The organism is Arsukibacterium perlucidum DSM 18276, from assembly GCF_000382165.1.
GTDB lineage: Bacteria > Pseudomonadota > Gammaproteobacteria > Enterobacterales > Alteromonadaceae > Alishewanella > Alishewanella perlucidum.
Window position 1 is genome coordinate 77,956 of record NZ_KB907713.1, and the last position, 22,747, is coordinate 100,702.

A 22,747-nucleotide genomic window follows, 5' to 3' on the forward strand; every position below is an offset into this window, starting at 1 on the left:
AACCGGCTTTGTGCCTGCTGCAACTGCAGGCTGCTGCCTCAGGACTGGACCAAACCAAGCTGAGCGGCGGTTTCCGCTCAATTGGGGTTCACTACAATTATCGCCATTATATTAACGACACTTGGCGGATTTTCGGCGAGGCACTCTACGAGCGATACCTTAGCGACATTGCAGACAGCCCAATAGCACGCAACAACTATGAAGCAGAGATAGGCGTCGGAGTTATTTACGTATTCTAGGGTTTAAAGCATTGCTATCGGCATTAGCAACATCCGCTGCATATTCTGCTGGCGCAGTCCTTTAAGTTGCTGGCAGATAAGCTGCTGATAGGGCAAAAATGCCGGGCTGGCTGGCATCTGCTGTAGCCGTTGTTGATACTTAAGTTGCTCGTCGGCCAACATGGCAGGGTTGGCGTGCTGGGTAAACTCGTTAATGGCAGGCAGCAGCATGCTTTGGCACTGCAAGCTTAGCCCGATGCTAAGCCCGGCTAAATCAGCATCACCAAAGTAAATGCTGGGTTTGGCGCTGCTCAGCCAGGCGGTGGAGAGTGCTTTACAGCCTTTGCTGTACTGAGTGTCACCGCGATAAATAATCAGCGGCTGCTGGTACGGCAGCTGAAAGTTAAAACTTGTCAGCTGATAAAAACAATCGAGGTTTTCGACTACCAGCAGCGCATCAAACTGCGCCAGTGGCAGTTGCTCCCATTCGGTATCAATAATATCTGCCGTTATGCCAAGATTGGTAGCTACCGCTTTATTGAGCCGCAACAACACCCTGTTTTGGCGGGGTTGCAGGCCAATGCTTTTTAACTCTTGCCGGCTGTACGCGGCGTTCTCCAGGCGGCTGTTCTGGTTTAAGTCATCCAGAAAACAGGCTTGTTGCAAGTTGCGTTGTACCGCAGCAATGTCTTTTAGTAGCGTCAGGCTAAACGTAAAGTACGGCAGGTTCAGGCTGTTACCCGGTACTAATTCATGCTCAATACACCAGGCCAGTACCTGCTGCACTGCTTTAACACTGGTTTTGACCCGCTCGCTGCCACTGGCATTCAGCCGCTGTTGCAATTGCTGCAAGTAGCGCAGTGTTTGGGCGCTTAGCGGCGGGTAACGCACTACGCCGCCTGTCCCTGTGCTTTTAAATGCAGGCTGATATCACGAATAAGCAGCAGCTGGTTCATACTGCTGGCTGGCGCTTCGTCGCGCACTATCGCGAACATTTGCTTTTCGTCCTGCGGCAGTGCCTGGTATTCGGCGATGATCTGATACAGCCAGATCTCGCTGTCCCACTCAAGTGCCTGCTGTTCAAGATATTCAAGGGCACTGAGTTTACCGCCCTGGTCAATCACCCTGAGATAAAAGTTCTCAACATCGGTTTTCAGTGCCTGCTGCCGGGCAGCTATTTCGTCATCCACCATTACACTGCTAAAGCTGGCACTTTCGGTATCAAGCAGTTTTACCGGCTGATAGCGTGGCAGGGCGCGCACCAGTTCGGCCAGACTTTGCCGATCGCTGGCGTTATCCAGCGCAATGGCAGCTTGCGGCACTATGCTGGCCGCCTGATTAAACAGCTTCGGTAGCTCAGAGCGGTTCGGGTAATCGGCCGGCTGGTATGTCGGGTGCTGGCGTAAAAACGCTGCCATATTGGCAATCAGCATCGAGCGCGCCTGTTGCTGGCGGAATTTAGCCAGCAGTTCGACTAAGCGTTTTTGTACCTCCAGCAGGCTGCTATGGTGCGAGCTGAGCTGATTCTGCAGCTGACTAACCAGCAGCTTACGCAGGTGGTTATTACCTTCCGATAACTCAATTAACTCGTTAAAGTCGAGTAAATCCAGGCCATCGAGTAAGCGACGCAGTTGTTTTTGCGCCCGTTCGTTTTCACGGATTTTATCATCCAGGCTGGCGACAAAACCAAAGTCGCTGTTCAGCCGGTGCCATAAACTGTCGATAGCTTCTTCAAACTGGCCGCTGAGATCATGCACATGCTCGGTTAAGCGTTGCAGTTGCAGCTCAGCCACGCTGTAATCGCCTTTAAACTGGGCATCTCGGTAGGCCTGCACCCGGTTGCGGATTTGCTCCAGCTTTTCGGCCACGTCGGCGTTAATCTGGCGCCGGTTTTCATCGGCCACCATACTGGCAATCAGCTCGCTGACCAATGGTCTTAGTGCCAGCGGATGTTGCTCGTCCGGCCGCCATAAAATACGGGCGGCAATCAGTTTTTTTAAGGCGCCTTCGCTAAAGGCGGTTTCATCAATAAAGCCGTCCAGATAACCCTGCATCAGCGCTTTATGGTGCTTGCCCAATAGCGCTAAACGCTCGGCGCCGATATTGAGCAGGTTAGAGGCAATACCGCTATCTGTTGGCGCCATCAGAGCAACGCCTCCTGGCTTGGGGTATCGTCTACCGGCAAATGCTCTTCGTCGCGGATAAAGCGAATTACATCAATTAAGTAGTCAATTTTACCGGTTACCACATAATACTGGCGGTCGTGGTGTGGCTGCAGCAGGTAGCCATGCTCTTTTAAGCGGCGGAAAATCAGTTTTACCTGGTTATCCAGCTGCTCGCTCTGGCTGTTAAAAAAGCGGTCGCTGGCCAGTTGATTCAGCCGATGACGCAAACTCTGATTATCTTCGGTGCGCAGCACAAACTCCTGCAGCTTAATGGTATCGCCGGCCGTTAGCGCGCTGTCACGGCCCAGGGTTTCCTGCACCAGTTGCAACCACTCCAGCAATGGCAACAAGGATTGCACTGTTAGTGAGAACTGGCTGCTCAGCTGCTCGCGCGCAGCTTTATTCAGCTCAAAGTAGCCGAGAAAAAATACGGTATTGTCGTCGTTGCTGACCAGGCGCCGGTTCAGCGGTCGCAGGTAGTGGTTAATATCCTGCTGCGTTTGTTCATTGCTTAAATGGCGAAAGGCATCTTCGTCAGTTACCTGGCAAATAAAGTCACCGGCCAGCAGGCGCTCGAGTAAAGGTCCGTGTTGTAACATCAGCTTGCCTCCTGCTGTTTACTGGCGAGGCGCTCGGCCAGCCGGCTTACTTTCGGTTGAATCCGTTTTAAGCGGCGCTTGCTTGGCTCGTGCTGATCCGGCTCAATTAAATAGCGATGGCTGAACAGCATTAACACATCAGATTCCGGGTTAGGGAAGGCGCCGACAATCACAATATTATTGCTGCTGCAGGCGGCAAACAGTTTTTCGACGTTGTGATAGGCCAGGGTGCCAATTTCGTCAATTGGCCAGTGAATGGCTACCTCGGCATCACCGCGCAGCAGCCGGGTAAAGGCCAGTAAGTACTTACATAAAATCAGGTAAGCCATACCATGGCTGGACGACTCCAGTAACTGGCGATCATTCTTAATTACCAGCTCCGAGCCACCCTCGCTTAAATGCAGCTCGAGGCGGAGTAAGGATTCAATGCTGTACTGCTCATCGGCGCGCAGCAATTCCACCACGTCAGCCAGCGCATTCAGATATTGCTCGGATGGCAGCGCTTTACCTGAATTGCCCCAGTCATCATACAGTTTGGCGAAATGTTTCAGCGGCTGCCAGAAACCCAGCTCATCAATAGTGGATAAAATCCGCACTTCTGAGCGGCTGATACCTTCCAGTACCAAGTCATCGGCCACCGCTTCACTTAAGCGGCGGCTTTGCTGGGCAATCCGGCGGTTAATGTCACTGAACACGGTAAAGAATTTCTTCAGATCGCCGCCGATGTTCTCACCCATCTCCAGCAATTGCTGCTGGGCGTCTTTTAAAATCTGCAGCAGGTTTTGCAAAATAGGCAGTTGCTGGCGCTCGCCAGCGTACTCGGCCAGTTTGCGTTTTTCATGCTCCAGCCGGTCTAAAAATTCCGGGCCGGCGTCTTTACTCAGCACACTTTCAAACTGGCCAACCGCCTGCTTTAACGCACTGTCGGCTTTGCCGCGCTGCTCTAACGCTTCGTTGGCGCGGGCCAGGCGCTCTACTAAATCAGCAGAACCACTGACATTGGCCGGGCTAATACTCGCCAGATGCAATTCCTGCAGCTTTTGCAGCGCTGGTTTTATCTGGTTAAGCAGTTGCTCGGCCTGGCTCATCAGCTCTTGCTGGCTGCGTTTTTGTTCATCCAACTTCTTGGCATTGGCACTGTAATCGGCTTTTTGCTGTTCCAGTGCCTGCTTCACGCTGCGCTGTTGTTGTTTCAGGCCGGTTTCCCGCTCCAGCAGCTGCGGCCTTAGTTGTTGCCAGTCGAGCTTAATAAACTGCTGCCAGGCGGTGAGTTGATCCTGGCGGGCTTCTACCGCTTTAATGGCGGTTTTCAGCTGCTCCTGCTTTTGCTTCAGTTCGGTCAGTCGGCGGGGGTCAATACCTTTAGCCGACAGCTCTTCACTAAACGCCTGCTGCAATTCTTTGATCTGGTTTTTATTGTCATCGCGCTTGTGTTCCAGCTGCCGTTCCAGCTCGTCGATTTGCTCATCGAACACTTGCAGCTCAGCCTGCCAGTCGGCTTTTAACTCCATTTTCTGGCTGTTGTGGTCGCTCTGCAATGCCTGAATGTCTTGCTGCTGTTGCTGCTGCAGTTTTACCAGCTGTTGTTGCTGGGCAGTCAGCTCGGCTTTTACGTTACTCTGGCGCTGGGCGCTCAGTTCGCGCTGCTGTGCCTGCAAGCGATTGCGGGCATCGCGGGCGTAGTCAATGTTCTGCTCATACTGGGTAAGCTGCCACTGCGCCTGCTCCAGTTGGCTGCGGCTAAGCTCTGCCTGCTGATGCAGTTGCTGCAGGTTTTTTTCAGCCTGTAGTTTAGTTGCTGTCGCCTGTTCCAGTTGTTGCTCTGCAGAGTGAATACGATGGCGAATAGCCGCTTCGTCCTGGGCGTAATCCGGCGTGTCAATGGCTGTTAACTCAAGCTGTAAGCCATACAGATTATCGCTAAGCTCGGCTAAATGCGGTTGTAAATCCTGCCGCTCTAATAAGCGCTCGTCCAGCACCTTGCCTAATTTTTGCTCCCAACCGCTGTAATGCAGCCGTAAAAAGTGGCGCAGGCTGCCCTGTTCGGGCGTTAGCTGGCGGTGTAGCTGTTGCAGTTGCTGCTCGCTCTGGTGCAGCGCTTTACGGCTGTTTTCCAGCTCGCTATCTGCCTGGTCGCGGGCGCTACGGCCACTTTGATATTGCTGTTGCAGCTGCTGCAGCTGGCGGGCTTGTTGTTGCGCTTGCTGCTGCGCCTGCTCTAACCGCAGGTCGGCGCTGCGTAGCTCGTCATGTTCGGCTTCAGTTTGCATCGGTGCCTGTAGCTGGCTGTGCAGTACCGCTATGCTGCTGCTCAGTTCAGTTAACTGGCCGGCAAATTGCTGCTGAGCCTGCTGCAAGCGCTGGCTAAAGGCCTGCTCCAGGGCGGCCAGCTTGTTGTCTTGCTGCTCGCGGGTGCTGTCTTTTTGCTGTTGCAGTTGGCGGGCTTTAGCGCGATGTTGCTCGCTAAGCCGGTTAAAGGCTTCGGCCAGCTTCATCTTTCGCTGCTCCAGCTGGCGTTCTAAATCGCCGTGTTGCTCTACCATCAGTTGATATTGCTCAGCGGCTTCCTGCAGGCTTTCCCGCCACAGCGGCAGGGCGTCGGTATCCCGTTGCAGTTTGGGCATATCCTGGCTGTCGAAATCGTCATAACGCTGCTGCAGCTGATCGAGCCGGGCACTGGTTTCATGTAAATCGGCATCGGTTTTCGCCAGCTGGCCGTTTAGCTCCAGCTGCTGCTGGTTGAATTGCTCTTTAATGCTTTGCAGCTGACCACGCAGGGTGTTTACCTGTTGCTCGGCATCGGCTTTACGTTGTTTCTGGCTTTGCTCATCCTGCAGCAGTAGCGGTAATAAGCCGGCGAGCTGCGCTTCGGCGCCATCGAGTTGCTGGGCCAGCTGTTTTAAGCGCTCAAAATCCTGCTGTAGTTTATCCAGCCGCATCGACTGGCGCATTTGCTGGATCCAGTCGCGCGCCTTGGTGTTTTTCACTTTGGTAGTAGGCAGGGTAACGCCGTCTTCTTCAAAAATGGCGGCCAGCATTGCCTTTAGCGTATCCATTTTGCCTTCTTTGGCATGCACGGCACTGACCAGTTTTTCAATATGGCGCAGTTTATGGCCACTGCTTACCAGGCTGAAACTGGCCGCCAGCCGGCGCAGTTTCACGCTATCGGCGTTATTGCCCCTAAGCGCAGCGGCATCGTTCTGAATAATGCTGCGGTATTCGCTGGTGGCGCTTATTTTCGCCGATACCTGCACCTCAGGCCGGCTGCGCATACTGGCTGCCCAGTCGCTGTAACTGAGGGCTTTTACGCCATCGTCGTTTTCTATTAAATAAAACTCGCTCTGGTAGGGCGCCCCGACAAAGCGGTATTCCACCCCGCCATCACTTTTACGGGTCAGCACTACCTGGCACAAGGCACCGCCTTCGCGCTGATATTCATAAATCAGGTAGCTGTTGCTATAGGGCAGATAAAATTCGTCAAATTTTTTGCGCGTTTTCGGTACCACCCGGTTTGGTTGTTCGCCATAGAACACCGGTACCAGCCGTTGTAAGGTGGTTTTACCCGAGGCGTTGGTGCCGCAAATATTGGTGTGCTGATCCAACTGCAATTCCACCACCCCAGGCAGGTGGGTGTGAATAAGCACAATACGAAGTAAACGAGACATAGCGCATCCTGTCGGCGGCGCCATACAGGGGCACCGCTCTGGTCATTTTAATCCGGCTTATTATCCATGGAATGGCAGCAAATGCCAGTTTGAAAACACAGTGAGCGCAAGATTAACCCAGGCAGGGGCTTAAGCTTTGGTTGCAGCTGGCAGCTCACTGATTAGCGCGTTGCCAGAGCTGATATTCTGCAGCTGCTGGCGAAAATCCGCTGCAGCGCTAAGCGGCAGGCTAATAGTTAGCCGAACTTGTTGCTGATAGGCGGTGCTCAGCAGCTGGCCTCCGAGCTCGCTTAATAACTGGCGTGCTTTAGCTTCCAGCGCAAAGTCGAGCCGGATTGTCAGTAGCAACTGTGGCCGTACCTGGCGGCGGGCCGCCTTTGCTACTGCCTGCGACACCGCTGCCGAGTAAGCCCGTACCAGACCGCCGGCGCCAAGTTTCACCCCGCCAAAATATCGCACCACCAACGCCAGGCTATTGCCCAGCTCCTGCTCGGTCAGCACATGCAACATCGGTTTGCCTGCGGTGCCAGCGGGTTCGCCATCATCGCTAAAGGCCTGTGTTTCCGGCTGGCGGGTATTGCCAATAATATAAGCCCAGCACACATGGCTGGCAGCGCGGTACTGCTCGCGATACTGCTTAACAGCGATCATCGCCTCCTCACGGCTGGCAACCGGCAGCAGAAAGCTCAGGAATTCACTGTTTTTCTCAGTCAGGCAATGCTCAACCGGCGCAGCCAGTTCGGTATAGAGATTCATATAGTTACTCAGCTTGACTGGTAGCCGCAGGCTGCTTACTCAACCTGCGCCATAACCACTCCAGCGGGCCTTGCGCAAAGTGCTGCAGATACCAGCGGCAAAATAGTAGTTGCAGGATGATGGTGCCAACCGCAATACCCAGTAGTGCCAGCCGGTCGAGGCTGGCAAACCAGTCGGGTTTAAACACTTTAAACAGCAATACCATTAACAGGCTCTGGCTTAAATACAAGGTAAAGGCCATCCGGCCGCAGGGTGCCAGCCAGCGTTGCAGCCAATGCTGCAACTTGAGTTTATGCCGGGCATTAATCAACGCGCTGGCAAAGGCCAGCGCCATCATAAGGGCACTGATTTGCGCCCACGGCAGCATAATCGCCAGGTCGTAACCATAGCCGCTGAGATGGTCGAGCAGCGCCGTGCAGCTACTGATGCTAAAGGCAGCCAGAAATAACAGTGTCGTTGTGCGGCGCGAATACCCCTGGCTAAACCAGTCGCTTTTAAACAATGCCATGCCGAACAGCATCAGCGCCGCCATCAGCCAGTAAAGGCTTAACCCAAAACCTACCAGCATTGTCAGGTTAAGCCATAATAACTCTGTTAACTGAGCCAGATAGGGGCCGGTCCAGAGTTGCTGCTGTGCCAGTAACAGCTCAGCAGTTAAGGGCTGCTGCGGTGGTGGGGTAGCCAGCAGCAGATATAAACTGAACAACGCCGGCATAAGCAGCGAAATAGCAAATAGCACAGCACCTTTGCGGCACAACGCTGCACTATCGAGTTTATGGTAGCCCTGCTTTAATACCAGCATGCCGGTAAGCGCGTACCAGAGCAAAATGTCGCCAAACCAGATAAAGCTGATATGCAGCAGGCCAAACACCGCCAGCCACTTTAGACGGCGGTTTAAGTAGGCCTCGCCATATTTCTGGACGATTAACCACAGGCTTACCCCAAACAGCAGATTAAACAGGGTTAAAAAGCGGCCGGAGAATAACAGCGTCTGCAGATTAAATAACACGATATCCATGTTACTGACGCCTGGTTGCCAGATCAGGCTGTGCGAGTAATCCGGCGGGTTGGCAAAGGCGAAGATATTGACCAGCAAAATACCTAATATCGCCACGCCACGAATGATATCGAGCTGAATAAGCCGTTGCTTGTTATTGGTAGAATTATTTGCTGACTGCAATTCAGGGCTCATTTAATTCGTTATGGTGTTTGCTAAACACCGGGATGGTAATGTGCCATTTAATCGCTGCCAGCCGAAGTAATAATAATGCTGACATACCGGCCAGCATGGCAGACAACTGGCCGGCGCCCAGCGCCAGCAGGCTGGTGTAAACACCGCCGCCGACCAGACAGGTGACGGCATATAACTCGCCGCGAAACACCATCGGGATTTCCCGGCACAGTACGTCACGGATCATGCCGCCGCATACGCCGCTCATAGTGCCGAGCATAATGGCCACCAGGGTAGAAGTGCCATAATCCAGCGCTTTCTGGGTACCCATAATCACAAAAAATGCCAGGCCAATAGCATCAAGGATCTGCAGGGTATTGTTTGGAATAGTCAGGCGGTTGCGCACCAGTAAAATAGTCGCCACCGCGGCAATAAAAATAGCGTAGAAATAACTATTATTGTTTATCCAGATAACCGGGACATCAAGCATAAGATCGCGCAGGGTGCCGCCGCCAATGGCTGTAACACTGGCCAGCACTATTACCCCAAAGCCATCCATCTGATTACGCCATGCCGCCAGGGTTCCCGACACCGCGAATACCGCAACGCCCAGTAAATCAAACCAGAAAAAGTAAGTGGTCATGTTGCGGTTTTTTTAAGCCGGGAAAAGATAACAGCACGCTAGCAGGCTTTCGCCAGCAGGTAAATGTTTTCGAGTAGTAGCAGCAACTTATAAAATAGTTTAACGACTGCCTTTTCGCTGGACAGAGTGTTGTGCTACGATTTCACGCTTTTGTAAATAATACGTTTGATAAATAATAGTGAATAAAGGATTACTATGAATAAATTAGTTGTTGGTGCCGGTATTGTTGTGGTTGCCGCCGCTGCGGGCTTTTATTACGCCAATTCGCAAGCTGAAAATGCCATCAAAGAACAAATTGAGCTGGCAAATAAGTCTTATGCAGAAATGGCAGCAACCGGCCTGATGCCAGCAATTAGCCTTGGCTATCAGGATGTGTCGGCCAATGTGTTAACCTCCAGCTACAGCGTTACAGGTGTTGATGTCAGCATTGCTGGTATGGGCCAGGTAGCCACCATTGAAAAAGTCACCGCTGTGGGTTTAAAACCACAGGGCTTAGCAGATAAAGGTAGTGCCCAGCTGGTTGGTGCTAAAGTGGCCGAGCCGATGCTGGCAATGTTACCACCGGATATGAGTGCTTTTGTGCAGGGCGTGGCATTGCATGCCGACTACAGCTACGAATATACCCCAGCTACTGGTGAGCTGTATTTTAGCCAGGATACCCGGATTAACGATGAATTCAGTCTGGCTTATAATGTCTCTTTTGCCCAAATGCAGGAACTTTGGGCTTTCGCCCGCGATATCAGCGAGAAAACGCCGGAAGAGCAACAGCAGCTAAGCATGTCTGACAGCTACATGGCAGATGTCATGGCCAACCTGGTAAAAGGCGCCCTGAAAAGTGGTGAGCTGGTTGTAACGAATAACGGCTTTATTGAACGTTTGGTAGCAATGGGTAGTGCCCAGGGCCAAATGCCGCCGTTGGAAGCCTTGCAAGGTATGGCGTTAATGGCGGTAACGGCAGATGAAAACCTGCCACTGGAAATGAAAGAAAGCCTGACTACCTTTATTAACCAGCCAGAAAAACTAAAAGTAAACGTCAGCTTTGCCGAGCCGCTGAGCTTTGATGCTGTGCAATCCGGTGCCTTAATGGCCGAGCTGCAAACACCAGAGCAAATGATTAAATTTGCTAACCTGAAAATGGTTGCAAACTAACACTGGCATGCTGTGTTTCGGCACATAACCGCATAAAAAAGGCAGCTTAGCTGCCTTTTTTATTAAGCACCGAACATTGCCTAATCAATGCTGGCCTGTTTTGCTGCTTTCTTAGCGCGGGCCTGTTCGGCTTCTGCTGCTGTTTCAGCGAATAAGCTATCACTGTGCTCAAGCAAACTTTCTGTGGTAGCCGGCTGGCGCAATAACCATGCCTGCGGCAATAACTGATGCTGGTATTGCGGCGCATAATGTTGGTTGTGTTGCTGCGTCCATGGGTATATCCAGTAAATACTGCTTAACAGCAGGGTAAGGCCAATATGTAACCAGCGGCGCTGAATACTCATTAAGGCAAAACTTAACCAGAAAAAACCGACTAACAACGCTGTTGGCAGCAAATAGCTTAATCCCGCCGCAAGCAAGCTGTTATTCAGGTTAAAGTTAAGTAGGGCTGCCAGTATTTGCCAGCCAGACCACAATACTAACAGGCTGAAAGTGAGGGTAAGTTGCGATCGCAGGCGTGGTTCGCGGCCACTGAAGCGGGCCAATACCGCAAGCAATAATGGCCACAGCGCAAACATCAGCATAATAAACGGAATAAGTAGCAGTTGTTTGTGCCACTGACTGTCTTCGCCTATACCACTTAACCAGAATTCGTAACCCAGGCTGAGCGCAACCAGTAACATGGCGCCAAGCAGCAAAAGTGGTGAGCTTAACAGCTGGAATAAGCGCTCTGCGGCGTGCAGCGGTTGGGTTGCCGCTACCGGATGGTCACTGAACAGGATGCGTAGTCGTTGTTTGCCAAGGGTGAACTCCTGGCCTGACTGGCTGATAGGTTGTTGACTAACCCGCTGCCCGCGCTGGTTAAGCACGCCGTTCACCGAGTGCATATCGGTCAGCTGCCATTGCTGTTGTTCATTCAGGGTCAGTACCGCGTGCTCGGCACAGCTGTGCGGATCAAGCAGAATAATGTCATTGTTATAGCCACGGCCCAGGCTAATTTGTGGCTGGTTGAATTTATGTCGCTCGGTAACCCGGCCCTGGCTGTTTAACAATTCAATCAGGATTGCCATACCACGGCCTCCATAAATTTACGGGCAAAAGCTTTGGCGTTATCCCGGGTTACCCCAGCCAGGGTAAAGTGGCTGACAAAGCCTTGCTGTTGCTGAGCAACGGTAGCAGCCAGGTACAGCGCATCAAATAATTCCGGATAATCTTTATAGGCCCGGACACAGAAAATAACCCGGGTTGCCACACCGGCCAGCGCAACGATGTCGCTGCGACAGCTGAAGTTGGTTACATCATGTTTGCCGGCACGGTTGTCGGCACCGCTGTAGCTGATCCGGCTTTGGTAATGATGGTTAAACTTCAGCGGGTGTAAGTCTTTGCCATCCAGCCATTCAAATTGCATTTCCAGCTTACCGGTTGTCAGGCCTGAGCTCAGGTAAATTTGCTCACTCTGGCCGCAACTGGCGGTAGCGGTATCGATACCATTTTCTTGCTGCTGCTCAGTTGCCCGTCCCCAGCACTGGACAAAGGGGGCAATATCTTCCGGCACCAGGCCCTTGCCCAGTGCCTGCATTTGCCAGTCTTTACTAAGCAGCGGACTAAGCATTTGTTGTTGGTTGGCCAGCAACTGCTGCAGAATTTGCTGCTGTAAAGTGGCAATATCCGGCACGGTATTGCCTGCCGCCGCCAGCAACGCACTAACCTGAGCAACCGGCACCACAAAGCCAATCTGATTGCCGGCCGTGGCGACATTCACACCTATAACTTCGCCGTCACTATTGACGCTGGGGCCACCACTCATACCGGGGTTTATTGAGCCGGTAACATGCAGTCGCGGGTAAAAGCTCTGTTGTTTCAAGCCATTAAAAGTACCCGGCACTACTACCATGCCTAAGTCATGTGGGTTACCGAGGCTGAACACCTGTTCGCCCTGAGCGGGCAGGCCATTTGCCAGGCTAAACTGGCGGCTTTGTTGCTGTGGCGCGCGCAACAGGGCTAAATCGTTAACCACGTCAACGGCGATAATATCCAGTTGCTGTTTATTATCGCTGCCAAGATTGGCCATTAACTGATATTGCTGTTCTGAGTGAATTTTCTCGGCGATAACATGGTAGTTGGTGATAAGTAAGTCACCGCTGACATAAAAACCGCTGCCGATAGCCGACTTACGCTGGGTTTGGTTTTCAATAACCTGCACCTGGATCAGCGCATCCTGATAATTACTAAACACACTTTGCGCGGTATCAGCAACAGCTGGCTGGGCCAGCGCCAACACTAATCCGCAAAACACTCTATACCACATAGTTTGCATCCCTGTTAATTAAGTGGCCAAATTAGCGGCTTGCAGCCAGAAATACAAGTTACTATGCGTTATTCTGCAAAGGGTTTTACGTTTTACTGTTTAGTGCTGTCGCCCTGAAGTTTGTTATTTTTTAAATTGGCGGGGAGGCAGCAGATACCAGCTTAATAACACCAGACAAGCGAAACTGGTATAGAGCACAATAAATACCCAGTCTGGTGCGCTGTAATACAACAGATATTGCAACCAATGCTGAATAAAAGAGCCGGCGTAAGTTGCCGCACCAGCTTTTTCCCGTAGCGCCATTTCCCAGATTGTGAGTGGGCAAATCATGTCAAGCCAGGACTGCAATACCACTATGCCAATGGCCATTAAATGCAGAATCCGAAAGGTTTTGTTAGCCACCCATCGCCACTTCAAAAAATAGCCCAGGTAAATGGCAAGCAGGCTCAGCACCACAAACAGTACAAACAGCACGTGAATAACCAGAATGGTATCGGCCAGCAATAACAGTATTGCAGGAGCGGTCATTTCTGCTCTTCGGTTGGCTTAAACAATCTGACAATACTTTGCAGGCCAATATTAAAAATGCCGGCAATTGAGTCTTCTTTTTTAAGGCGATTGTCAGCATTACCATGCTGACCAGGGTGTTGCTGCCGGTGCTCTGCATTACTGACAGCACCATTGGCAAAGTCGTCTGCTGCCTGCTTTACGTTGTTACTGGCGCAACCTGCGGTCATAACGGCAACTAGCGCAACCAACGTTAATTTCGCTCTGTGCTGCATATTGCTTCCTTGTATGTTGTTAATGTCGACTATGCATCAGCTTGTTTAGCCTGCCCCGGGTTTGTTGATGATATATAACGGTTAATGATTTGGCGAGGATATAAACAAGCGCACCTACTAAATGTTAAAGTGCGCTTGTAATAAATCTTAGTACTGCACTACCCCAGCCAGGGCTGGCTGGCTTTTCGGCTTTTTTCAAAGTCAGCAATTTGCGGGTTCAGCTGCTCGCTGCTGCCGATAAAATCCAGCCCGGCTAACAGGCGCTGTTTAATATCGGCATCAATTTTAAAGCCCAGAGCAGCATTATTGCCAAACATAATCTCCTGACTGGCTAAATCAATCTGCCAATGCTGCGGCCCTTGCTGACAACGGTTAAACAATAAGTCGATATTGGTTTTGCTTAACTGAATTAATAACATGCCGTTGTTAACACTGTTATTAAAGAAAATATCAGCAAAGCTCTCGGCGATGATGACGTTAAAACCGTACTGCTGAATGGCCCAGGGTGCGTGTTCGCGGCTGGAACCGCAGCCAAAGTTAGCACGGGTCAGCAAAATGCTGGCGCCGGCATATTCCGGTTTATTGATCACGAAATCAGGATTGGGGCTGCCATCGGCTAAATAGCGCCAGTCAAAAAACATCGCCTCGGCAAAACCGTCGCGGCTGACACTGGTTAAAAACTGCTTTGGGATAATCTGATCAGTATCCACGTTGTTTTTATCTAACGGGCAAACTAAACCCTCTGCAAATACCTTACTCATGCCTGTTCTCCCGCTACTGTCGCGGCTGCCGGAGCCTGCGCCGCAATGTTAACAAACTTACCGGCAATTGCTGCTGCGGCGGCCATCGCCGGGCTAACCAGATGAGTGCGGGCGCCGCGGCCCTGGCGGCCTTCAAAGTTACGGTTGCTGGTGCTGGCGCAGCGCTGGCCTGCCTCTACTCTGTCATCGTTCATCCCCAGGCACATGCTGCAGCCTGGCTCGCGCCATTCAAAACCGGCGCTTTTAAAAATATCGGCCAAACCTTCTGCCTCTGCCTGGCGCTTTACAATACCGGAGCCTGGCACCACTAAGGCGCGGACACCCGTAGCAACCTGCTTGCCCTGCACCACGCTGGCGGCAGCACGTAAGTCTTCAATCCGGCTGTTGGTGCAGCTGCCTATAAACACTACATCGACCTGGCAGTCGGTCAGTTTCTGACCGGGCTCAAGCCCCATATAAGCCAGCGCCCGCTCGGCGGCTTCGCGCTTGGTAGCATCGCTAAAGCTGGCAGGCGAGGGTACGTTTTGATCAACTGCCATAACCTGCTCCGGGTTGGTGCCCCAGGTAATTTGCGGCGTAATACTACTGGCATCAATGGTGACGGTATGGTCAAACACCGCGTCAGCGTCGGAATAAAGGCTTTGCCAATATTGTACGGCGGCGTCCCAATGCTGAGCTTGCGGGGCATGGGCCTTGTCTTTGATGTAATCGAAAGTAGTTTGATCGGGTGCAATCAAGCCGGCCTTGGCGCCCATTTCAATGCTCATATTGCACAATGTCATCCGTCCTTCCATGCTCATTGCTGCAATAGCACTACCACAAAACTCAGCCACATAACCATTACCACCGGCTGTACCCAGTTTGCCAATTACCGCCATAATTACGTCTTTTGGCGTAACATGGCTACTTAGTTCGCCATTTATCTCAACTTTTAAGGTTTTTGCCTGTTGCTGTGGCAGGGTTTGGGTGGCCAGCACATGCTCTACTTCTGAGGTGCCAATACCAAAGGCCAGCGCGCCAAAAGCACCGTGGGTAGAGGTGTGCGAATCACCGCAAACGATAATCATCCCGGGCTGGGTTAAGCCCTGCTCCGGGCCGATAACATGGACTATGCCCTGATCAGGATGGGTTAAATCCAGCAGAGGAATGTTGTTTTCGCTACAGTTAGTCGCTAACGCTTCCAGCTGTTTGCGTGAAGTTTCACCGGCAGCGTCTATGCTGCGCCGTTGAGTTGAGACATTATGGTCCATAGTGGCAAAGGTTAAGTCGGGCCGGCGCACACTGCGGTTGGCCAGCTTTAAACCGGAGAATGCCTGTGGTGAGGTCACCTCATGAATTAAATGGCGGTCGACAAACAATAAGTCGGTACTGGGGTTTAACTTACCGACCACATGACTGGCGTAGATTTTTTGATAAAGCGTCTTTGTCGAAGAATTGTGGGCCATCAGTTATGCTCCTGGCGCAAGGTGGCAACAATAGCGGCGCCAACAGCAGCCGTGCCATAAGTGGATTTCGGGTCAATATCACGGGTGACGATATGCTGTTCTAAACAATGCTGCACAGCCTGCTCAATCGCCCGGGCGGCGTCTTCTTCGCCAAAGCTGAAGCGCAGCATTAAGGCGGCACTTAAAATCTGGGCAATAGGGTTGGCAATGCCTTTGCCTGCGATATCGGGCGCACTGCCACCGGCTGGCTCATATAAACCAAAGCCGCTGCCATTTAAACTGGCCGATGGCAGCAAACCTAAACTACCGGCAATGGCGGCAATTTCGTCTGATAAAATATCGCCAAACAGGTTATCGCACAAAAGCACATCAAACTGCTGCGGGCTGCGAATCAATTGCATCGCAGCGTTATCAATGTACATGTGCTCCAGGGTTACCCCGGGGTAATCCTGCGCTACCCGCTCGACCGTTTCGCGCCATAAAATACTGGTTTGCAGCACATTGGCTTTATCTATCGAGGTGACTTTATTGCTGCGCTTTTGCGCGGCCTCAAACGCCACACGGGCAATCCGCTCAATTTCTGCCACGCTATAGCGCTGGGTATCAAACGCATCGGTGTCGCTGCGACCCTTTTCACCAAAATAAATGCCGCCGGTCAGCTCGCGCACGCACAACACGTCCATACCCAGGCTGCTGACCCGCGGGTGCAGTGGCGATAAATCGGCAAAAGCCGGGTAGATCTGGCCCGGGCGCAAATTACAGAATAAATCGAAGGTTTTCCTAAGCGGTAATAACGAGCCGCGCTCCGGTTGCTTGTCCGGCGCTAAGCCTGTCCACTTCGGCCCGCCGACCGAACCAAATAAAATAGCATCGCTTTGCTGACATACCGACAAGGTTTGTGGCGGTAACGGCTCGCCGGTGGCATCAATAGCAGCGCCACCCACCAATGCCGGAGTTAAGGTTAAGCCAAACTGAAATTTGTCGGCCACCACCTGTAATACTTTTTCTGCTTCAACCATGACTTCCGGGCCAATGCCATCACCGGCCAGCACGGCTATTTTGTAGTGCTTACTCATTGTTGTTCACCTGTTGCAATTTTTACTATGTTCTGTTCGCGGCCATGGGTCTGGCGGGCATGCTTGTGGGCATCAATGGTCTGAGCACGTTGGATCATATTCAGCACGTGAACATAAGCCAGCACCGAGCTGCGCACGATGTCGGTGGCTAAACCGGCGCCATGAAAGCGCCGGCCCTCATGCTCGGCAATAATATCGACCTGGCCCAGCGCATCTTCGCCGCTGCCTTTGGCTTGTAAGTTAAAATCGACCATCTTGATAGTTAGCTTGCTGATGCGGGAAATAGCGCTGAAAGCGGCTTCAACCGGGCCATTGCCGGTGGCGGCTTCGGTAAACACCTGATCACCGCAGCGTAAGCCAACGGTGGCACTGGCAATATGGCCGGTATGAGTAGATGAGCTTAAAAACTCCAGCGCAAAATAATCATTTTGCTCCTGCATGTTTTCAAAAAACACCAGCGCTTCTAAGTCGTAATCAAATACCCGGCCTTTTTGGTCAGCCAGCGCGACGAAGCTTTTGTATACCGCTTCTAAATCGTAGTCATCATGGGTGTACCCCAGTTCAGCTAAGCGATGCTGAATAACATGCCGGCCCGAACGCGAGGTTAAGTTCAGCTCGTTCTGGCGAATACCGACTTGCTCCGGTGCCATAATCTCGTAAGTATTCTGGGCTTTTAGTACGCCATCCTGATGAATGCCGGAGCTGTGGGCAAAAGCGTTTTCGCCAACAATGGCCTTATTTGGCTGAATTGGCATATTGCAGATTTGGCTGACTAAGTGAGAGCTTCGGTAAATCTCAGTAGTTTTAATATCAGTGTAAAGCGGTGCTAATACGTCTTTGCGGGTGTTGATAATCATCGCCACTTCTTCCAGCGAACAATTACCCGCCCGCTCGCCAATACCATTTACCGTGCATTCAATCTGACGGGCACCGGCCTGAATAGCACTGATACTGTTGGCTACAGCCAGGCCTAAATCGTTATGGCAATGCACGCTTAAACGGGCTTTGTCGATATTCGGTACTCTATTGCGCAAGGTGCTGATAATGGCAGCGAACTCATTCGGAATGGTATAGCCGACGGTATCGGGAATATTAATGGTGGTGGCGCCGGCGCTAATAGCCCGCTCGACTATCCAGCATAAATCATCAATCGGGGTGCGGCCGGCATCTTCACAGGAAAATTCGATATCGTCGGTGTAGCGGCTGGCCAGTTTAATGGCGGCCACCGCCTGCTCACTGGCCTGGGCCAGGGTTTTGCGCAATTTGTATTGTAAATGCAGCGGCGAGGTGGCAATAAAGGTGTGAATACGGCGCTGTTCAGCGTCTTTTAAGGCTGCGCCGCAGGCTTCAATATCGGCTGCGACGGCGCGGGCCAGGCCGCAAATAATCGGGCCTTTTACTTCGCGGGCAATCCGTTGCACTGAGTCAAAATCGCCCGGGCTGGATACCGGAAAGCCCACTTCCATCACATCCACCTTCAACCGCGCTATAGCGTGGGCCAGCTGAATTTTCTGCTTCTGGCTTAAGCTGGCGCGCAATGCCTGCTCGCCGTCACGTAAGGTGGTATCAAAGATCCAGATTTTATTATCGCCGCTCATCTTGTGTTTCCTGTTCCGTTAATCGGTGTCGGTGGCAACTTATGGCGGGGGCTTTAATGCAAAAAACCCCGGCCAGTGGCACGGGGTTTTTCGTTATCGGTTCGTTACGTTTCTACCAATAAACCACACCCCGCGCGCCGGTGAGGAGCACGAGGAGGCTGATAATAGAAACGTGACGTTGTAAATTCATTGATTGCTCGTATTGGTTACTTTCTAGCAAGACGCCAATAGTAATAACATGGTTATTTTTTAACTGCAACAGTATAGATGGCTAAACAGAAAAAATTATTGGCCAGGGCAGATAAGTGAAATACTTAAAAAGTTGCTGCTTGCCAGCTTAAGCGCTAGGCTAACTGCATAAAAATCAATAAATTCGTTAACATATTAAGGAGGTTGATTATGCGATTTCAACTGTTTAAGCCGCTGTTACTAACCGCCAGTCTGGCGCTGGTTACGGCCTGTGGTAAAGCGACTGAGCCGCAGGTAGCAGCCAGCGTCGACCCTGATAATATTGCCCGCCAGTATATGCAACTGGTGCTGGCACTGGGTGAGCACGACAGTAATTATGTTGATGCCTATTATGGCCCGCAGCAATTACGGGATGAAGCCGTTGCCCTTGGCCTCAGCGCAGCTGCCATTGCTACTGAAGCGAAAAGCCTGCTTGAAAAAATTGCTACCCAGCCTGCGGCTGATAATGAGATGCGTAAACTACGGCTGCATTATCTGGATAAGCAACTGCAGGCGCTGGCTTTTCATGCCGACAGCTTAAGCAACGGCAAAAAAGCCAATTTTGAAGCTCAGGCCCAGGCGTTGTACGACACTACGCCGCCCAATTATCGTCTGGAAGATTTTGACGAAGTGCTGGCCGGTATTGATGCAATTGTGCCGGGCGACGGTAATTTAACCGAGCGGGTAGTCGCCTATCGCAAAAACTTTGTGATCCCGGCCGACAAGCTGGATCTGGTTTTTCAGCGGGCGATTAGTGAGTGCCGGCAGCGCACCCAGGCTTATATCAGCTTGCCTGACGGTGAAGATTTCAGTCTGGAATACGTGCAGGATAAGCCCTGGAGTGGTTATAACTGGTACAAAGGCAAATCGTATAGCCTAATTCAGATTAACAGCGAGCGGCCGATTGATATCTCCCGCGCTGTCGATTTAGGCTGCCACGAGGGCTACCCGGGGCACCACACTTACAATGCACTGCTGGAGCATAAACTGGTGGATGAATTAGGCTGGCAGGAATTCAGCGTGTACCCGTTGTATAGCCCGCAATCGTTAATTGCCGAAGGCACGGCCAATTACGGAATTGAACTGGCCTTTCCGGGCGAGCAGAAACTGGAATTTGAACGTGACGTCCTGTACCCGCTGGCCGGGTTAGATCCGGATACGGCGGCGCAATACGCATCTTTCCTGAAATTAATGGCCCGCCTTAGCTATGTGGGTAACGAAATTGCCCGCCAGTACTTAAATGGCGATATCGACGGCGAACGGGCAGTGGCGCTGTTACAGCAATACAGCCTGAACAGTGAAGCCGAAGCCCGGCAACGGCTGCGCTTTTTCGACAGCTACGGCGCCTATGTTATTAACTACAACTGGGGCAAAGAACTGGTAAAACAGTATGTTGAACAAACTGATGATCATGACGAGCGCTGGGCCCGCTTTATTAAGCTGTTGTCATCGCCGCGGATCCCATCATCAATAGACTGGTAAATTTGGTGAACTACACAACGGCCTGCGCTGACGGGCCTTTGTACCGCTGCGATTAAAAGTGCGCTTTAACCAGTAAGTTGATATTCGACTCATGAGTCCGAAATTGCGGGCTGTCAGCAATACCGTATTTATTGCGCCAGTATACATATTCCACGCCCAGATACAGCTTGTTTTGCAGCCCCAGTACAGGGTGTAGTGCCCATTTTAGCTGCGAGGTAGCATTAAAACTGGCGTTTTGCTGAGCGCTGGCGCTGCTCCAGTCAATAAAGCCATCCAGCAGAAATTGCTGCTGCCCCAGGCTAACCGGCACTGCCCAAGTGGTGGTTAGCTGCCAATTATCGGCCACGCCATCGTTGTTACGCCGGTAAAAATTCATTTTAAGGTAGTTAAAGCCTGGCACGGTTAAGTCAGTGGCTATCCCGTACAGAAAATTGGTGCGCGCCGATGACATCTCAATGGTGCTGGTAAACAACACATCTTTAACAATACCAAACTGCAGCGCTTTGCCACTTAACTTGCCAAAGCTAAATCGCGGTGACCATTCAGCATAGTTAGTGCGGCGGCGGTAATCTGCCCGCATGTGGTCAAAAAACAAAAAGCTGTCACCCCAGCTGGTCGTTGCCACATGCTCCAGAGTCAGTACCTGTTTCTTCGGACCGTCAACGCGATAGTTGCTGCCGTTAAGGTAAGTGGCACTAAAGTCCTGCCATAACACGTCTGCACTCAGCGGCAAGCAGTTTAGCGCCGGTATAGCAAACGCGGCATATAAGGCGCGTAGTTGCACTTTCTGCATAGCCAGTACCAGCTTGTTGTTTCAACTTGGTATCTTATAGCTTAATACTCAGCACCTTGCGGTGTAACTGACGAAAAATAACTTGCATATTGCAGCAAGGTTACATAATATGCGCGCCGTTCTGCCAGCACTTTTCAGTGCAACGCAACTCTGCCCGGGTGGTGAAATCGGTAGACACAAGGGATTTAAAATCCCTCGCTCGAAAGGGCGTGCCGGTTCAAGTCCGGCCCCGGGCACCATTTATTCCCTCTGTTTTTATTGAGTCTTTTCTGAGCAATCTCAATAGCTTGAAAAAATTCTGTCGTTACATTACACACTCTTGGTTCGGCTTTCCTTCCTCTATGCCGCTTTCTATTAACTGTCTAATTTCTGCGTTTGTGATGTTCGCTAATAATTTTTGCATTACATCTTGTGCGGTATCAGCAGAAGACGCTGCAACGAGACAAGAGTACACATTTTTGATGCTTGTTTTAAGTCTGTTGACCTCAGCAATATTACTCAGATCAGCATTTAGCGCATCATTGACTGCTGCATTAAGCTGCGACACAAGCTCTGGAGCACTTTTAAACAACTCGCTGTTAAAGCTTTCAATATCAAAATTCTCTATCTTGTTTTGAAGCGATTCAACTTTCTGATTTGCTGTCTCCTGAGCCTTATCGAGCATCTGATTTGCACTATCACAACCAGACAGTAGGACAACCAAAGAAATTGTTAAAACTGCAATTTTCATATTCACCTCGTTTAATTAACTTAAGATCACTCATCATCTATAAATTTCGAACTCCTTTAAGCTCGCAGCGCAGAGCATTCAGCTCAAGCTGTAGCATTTGCATTTGGTTATACAGTTGTCGTTGAGTTGCTTTTTCTTCGTCCTCAATTTTCTTGTTATCTTCTTCATTAATTGTTTGCACGGCATTGACAATAACCGCAATAAACAGGTTTAGCATAGTGAAGGTAGCAATAAGTATAAAGGGAATAAAAAATGCCCAAGCATATGGAAATTGCTCCATAACTGGTCGGGAAATGCCCATTGACCAACTTTCTAATGTCATGATTTGAAAAAGTGTGTATAACGACGCCCCAATATTTCCAAACCAGTCTGGGTATGCTTCACTAAAAAGTTTTGTCGCCATAACAGCGGAAACATAATAAATAAGGGCTAATACCATAGCGATTGACAGCATGCCATTTAGTGATTGAATCAAGGCTCCAACTATTTTTCGCATTGATGGAATAAAGCTAACTACGCGCAATACGCGCAAAACTCTTAGAGCTCTTAAAACAGCAAATGGGCCGTTTGATGGGATCAAAGCAACGCTAATCACAATAAAGTCAAAGATACTCCAGCCATCTTTGAAAAATGCAAAACGATAGACGAATAAACGAAGCAGAATTTCAATAACGAATATACCAAGAATGATGCCATCGACTATAAGCACATATTGGCCAATCGAAGACATGACAGGAACCGAAGTCTCCAAACCAAGTGTCACAGCATTTAGTAAGATTAGTATTAACAAAGTACGCTGTACAAGCTTATTGTTAATGAAAAATTGTATACGCTGACGAATTGAGTCCGCAGGTATAACAACCGCTTCAATGCTCATTTCAACCTCACTAACACGGAGTTTTTCAAGGTAGTTGTCCGATTTTCCCGTTTTATGCTGCTGCCTGAACCGGCACGATTTCCCGATTTGGATTCAGACTTACTGGCCCTATAGGGCTCCAGTTTCTTGTTGCTCTGCCAGCCCATCGCTCTGGATACGCTGATTTCGCCTGTTCATACACCTCTTTACGCTTTGCCAGTAGTGCCTCGTCTTGCTGCTTATGACGCTGCGCCGGTGTCACGAATCTTATGCCGCTGTGGCGATGCTCATAATTGTAAAAGCGCGTGAACTCCAGCATCCA

At 50.9% G+C, this 22,747-nt stretch carries 21 protein-coding genes, 1 tRNA gene and 1 pseudogene; 4 read left to right on the top strand and 19 right to left on the bottom strand.

Features of this window, described 5'->3' with window-relative positions; all coding sequences use genetic code 11:
• Window positions 1-8: 8 nt before the first annotated feature.
• Window positions 9-239 (top strand): MipA/OmpV family protein, encoded by a 231-nt coding sequence (locus H141_RS0111175; protein WP_019676355.1) that lies wholly within the window; start codon window positions 9-11, stop codon window positions 237-239.
• A gap of 3 nt (window positions 240-242) precedes the next feature.
• On the opposite strand, the gene H141_RS0111180 is transcribed toward H141_RS0111175, so the two are convergent.
• The 7 genes from H141_RS0111180 to H141_RS0111210 all read right to left on the bottom strand — a co-directional run bounded on the left by H141_RS0111180 (window position 243) and on the right by H141_RS0111210 (window position 9,217).
• A complete protein-coding gene (locus H141_RS0111180; RefSeq protein WP_019676356.1) occupies window positions 243-1,109 on the bottom strand; it encodes a DUF7281 domain-containing protein in 867 nt (288 codons plus the stop codon).
• Complete coding sequence (locus H141_RS0111185) at window positions 1,109-2,362, bottom strand: hypothetical protein (RefSeq protein WP_019676357.1); 1,254 nt, start codon at window positions 2,360-2,362, stop codon at window positions 1,109-1,111. Before H141_RS0111185 ends, H141_RS0111180 begins: the two co-directional genes overlap by 1 nt.
• Complete coding sequence (locus tag H141_RS0111190) at window positions 2,362-2,982, bottom strand: condensin complex protein MksE (RefSeq protein WP_019676358.1); 621 nt, start codon at window positions 2,980-2,982, stop codon at window positions 2,362-2,364. Before H141_RS0111190 ends, H141_RS0111185 begins: the two co-directional genes overlap by 1 nt.
• Window positions 2,982-6,647 carry an ATP-binding protein gene (locus H141_RS0111195; RefSeq protein ID WP_019676359.1) on the bottom strand — a complete coding sequence of 1,222 codons (3,666 nt, stop codon included), beginning with the start codon at window positions 6,645-6,647 and terminating at the stop codon, window positions 2,982-2,984. Before H141_RS0111195 ends, H141_RS0111190 begins: the two co-directional genes overlap by 1 nt.
• A gap of 129 nt (window positions 6,648-6,776) precedes the next feature.
• Window positions 6,777-7,403 carry an IMPACT family protein gene (locus tag H141_RS0111200; protein WP_019676360.1) on the bottom strand — a complete coding sequence of 209 codons (627 nt, stop codon included), beginning with the start codon at window positions 7,401-7,403 and terminating at the stop codon, window positions 6,777-6,779.
• A 4-nt stretch (window positions 7,404-7,407) separates the two neighbouring features.
• The gene (locus H141_RS0111205; protein WP_019676361.1) at window positions 7,408-8,595 is read right to left on the bottom strand and encodes a DUF418 domain-containing protein; all 1,188 of its coding nucleotides are present in this window, start codon (window positions 8,593-8,595) and stop codon (window positions 7,408-7,410) included.
• A complete protein-coding gene (locus H141_RS0111210; RefSeq protein ID WP_019676362.1) occupies window positions 8,585-9,217 on the bottom strand; it encodes a trimeric intracellular cation channel family protein in 633 nt (210 codons plus the stop codon). Before H141_RS0111210 ends, H141_RS0111205 begins: the two co-directional genes overlap by 11 nt.
• Before the next feature lie 195 nt (window positions 9,218-9,412).
• On the opposite strand from H141_RS0111210, the gene H141_RS0111215 reads away from it, so the two are divergent.
• A complete protein-coding gene (locus H141_RS0111215) occupies window positions 9,413-10,366 on the top strand; it encodes a hypothetical protein (protein ID WP_019676363.1) in 954 nt (317 codons plus the stop codon).
• Between the two features lie 80 nt (window positions 10,367-10,446).
• Here H141_RS0111215 and H141_RS20935 read toward each other — a convergent pair whose 3' ends face one another.
• The 8 genes from H141_RS20935 to leuA all read right to left on the bottom strand — a co-directional run bounded on the left by H141_RS20935 (window position 10,447) and on the right by leuA (window position 18,336).
• A complete protein-coding gene (locus H141_RS20935; protein WP_019676364.1) occupies window positions 10,447-11,436 on the bottom strand; it encodes an FHA domain-containing protein in 990 nt (329 codons plus the stop codon).
• A complete protein-coding gene (locus H141_RS0111225; RefSeq protein ID WP_019676365.1) occupies window positions 11,424-12,674 on the bottom strand; it encodes a S1C family serine protease in 1,251 nt (416 codons plus the stop codon). Before H141_RS0111225 ends, H141_RS20935 begins: the two co-directional genes overlap by 13 nt.
• 123 nt (window positions 12,675-12,797) lie before the next feature.
• Window positions 12,798-13,202, bottom strand: coding sequence for a DUF2784 domain-containing protein (locus H141_RS0111230; protein ID WP_019676366.1), 405 nt, complete (start codon window positions 13,200-13,202; stop codon window positions 12,798-12,800).
• Window positions 13,199-13,456: a hypothetical protein gene (locus H141_RS0111235; protein WP_019676367.1), complete on the bottom strand. Its 258-nt coding sequence runs from the start codon at window positions 13,454-13,456 to the stop codon at window positions 13,199-13,201. Before H141_RS0111235 ends, H141_RS0111230 begins: the two co-directional genes overlap by 4 nt.
• Before the next feature lie 158 nt (window positions 13,457-13,614).
• Window positions 13,615-14,217, bottom strand: a complete 603-nt coding sequence (gene leuD, locus H141_RS0111240; RefSeq protein WP_019676368.1) for a 3-isopropylmalate dehydratase small subunit — start codon at window positions 14,215-14,217, stop codon at window positions 13,615-13,617.
• On the bottom strand, window positions 14,214-15,662 hold the full coding sequence (gene leuC / locus H141_RS0111245) for a 3-isopropylmalate dehydratase large subunit (RefSeq protein ID WP_019676369.1): 1,449 nt from the start codon (window positions 15,660-15,662) through the stop codon (window positions 14,214-14,216). The genes leuD and leuC overlap by 4 nt, the downstream gene beginning before the upstream one ends.
• Window positions 15,662-16,738, bottom strand: a complete 1,077-nt coding sequence (leuB, locus tag H141_RS0111250; RefSeq protein WP_019676370.1) for a 3-isopropylmalate dehydrogenase — start codon at window positions 16,736-16,738, stop codon at window positions 15,662-15,664. The genes leuC and leuB overlap by 1 nt, the downstream gene beginning before the upstream one ends.
• Window positions 16,735-18,336, bottom strand: coding sequence for a 2-isopropylmalate synthase (gene leuA / locus H141_RS0111255; protein WP_019676371.1), 1,602 nt, complete (start codon window positions 18,334-18,336; stop codon window positions 16,735-16,737). The genes leuB and leuA overlap by 4 nt, the downstream gene beginning before the upstream one ends.
• A 399-nt stretch (window positions 18,337-18,735) precedes the next feature.
• Here leuA and H141_RS0111260 point away from each other — a divergent pair, with 399 nt between their 5' ends.
• Window positions 18,736-20,046, top strand: a complete 1,311-nt coding sequence (locus tag H141_RS0111260; RefSeq protein WP_019676372.1) for a hypothetical protein — start codon at window positions 18,736-18,738, stop codon at window positions 20,044-20,046.
• A 52-nt stretch (window positions 20,047-20,098) separates the two neighbouring features.
• Here H141_RS0111260 and H141_RS0111265 read toward each other — a convergent pair whose 3' ends face one another.
• The gene (locus tag H141_RS0111265; protein WP_019676373.1) at window positions 20,099-20,839 is read right to left on the bottom strand and encodes an outer membrane protein OmpK; all 741 of its coding nucleotides are present in this window, start codon (window positions 20,837-20,839) and stop codon (window positions 20,099-20,101) included.
• Window positions 20,840-20,991: 152 nt separating this feature from the next.
• Between H141_RS0111265 and H141_RS0111270 the strand changes: the two genes are divergently transcribed.
• Window positions 20,992-21,078 (top strand) — tRNA-Leu (locus H141_RS0111270).
• A 65-nt stretch (window positions 21,079-21,143) separates the two neighbouring features.
• On the opposite strand, the gene H141_RS0111275 is transcribed toward H141_RS0111270, so the two are convergent.
• From H141_RS0111275 to H141_RS0111285, 3 genes and pseudogenes are all read right to left on the bottom strand, one after another.
• On the bottom strand, window positions 21,144-21,569 hold the full coding sequence (locus H141_RS0111275; protein ID WP_019676374.1) for a hypothetical protein: 426 nt from the start codon (window positions 21,567-21,569) through the stop codon (window positions 21,144-21,146).
• A 37-nt stretch (window positions 21,570-21,606) separates the two neighbouring features.
• Window positions 21,607-22,446: an ion transporter gene (locus H141_RS0111280; RefSeq protein ID WP_019676375.1), complete on the bottom strand. Its 840-nt coding sequence runs from the start codon at window positions 22,444-22,446 to the stop codon at window positions 21,607-21,609.
• Between the two features lie 52 nt (window positions 22,447-22,498).
• Window positions 22,499-22,747 (bottom strand): annotated as a pseudogene (locus H141_RS0111285) (IS3-like element ISAzo10 family transposase); the annotation flags it as partial.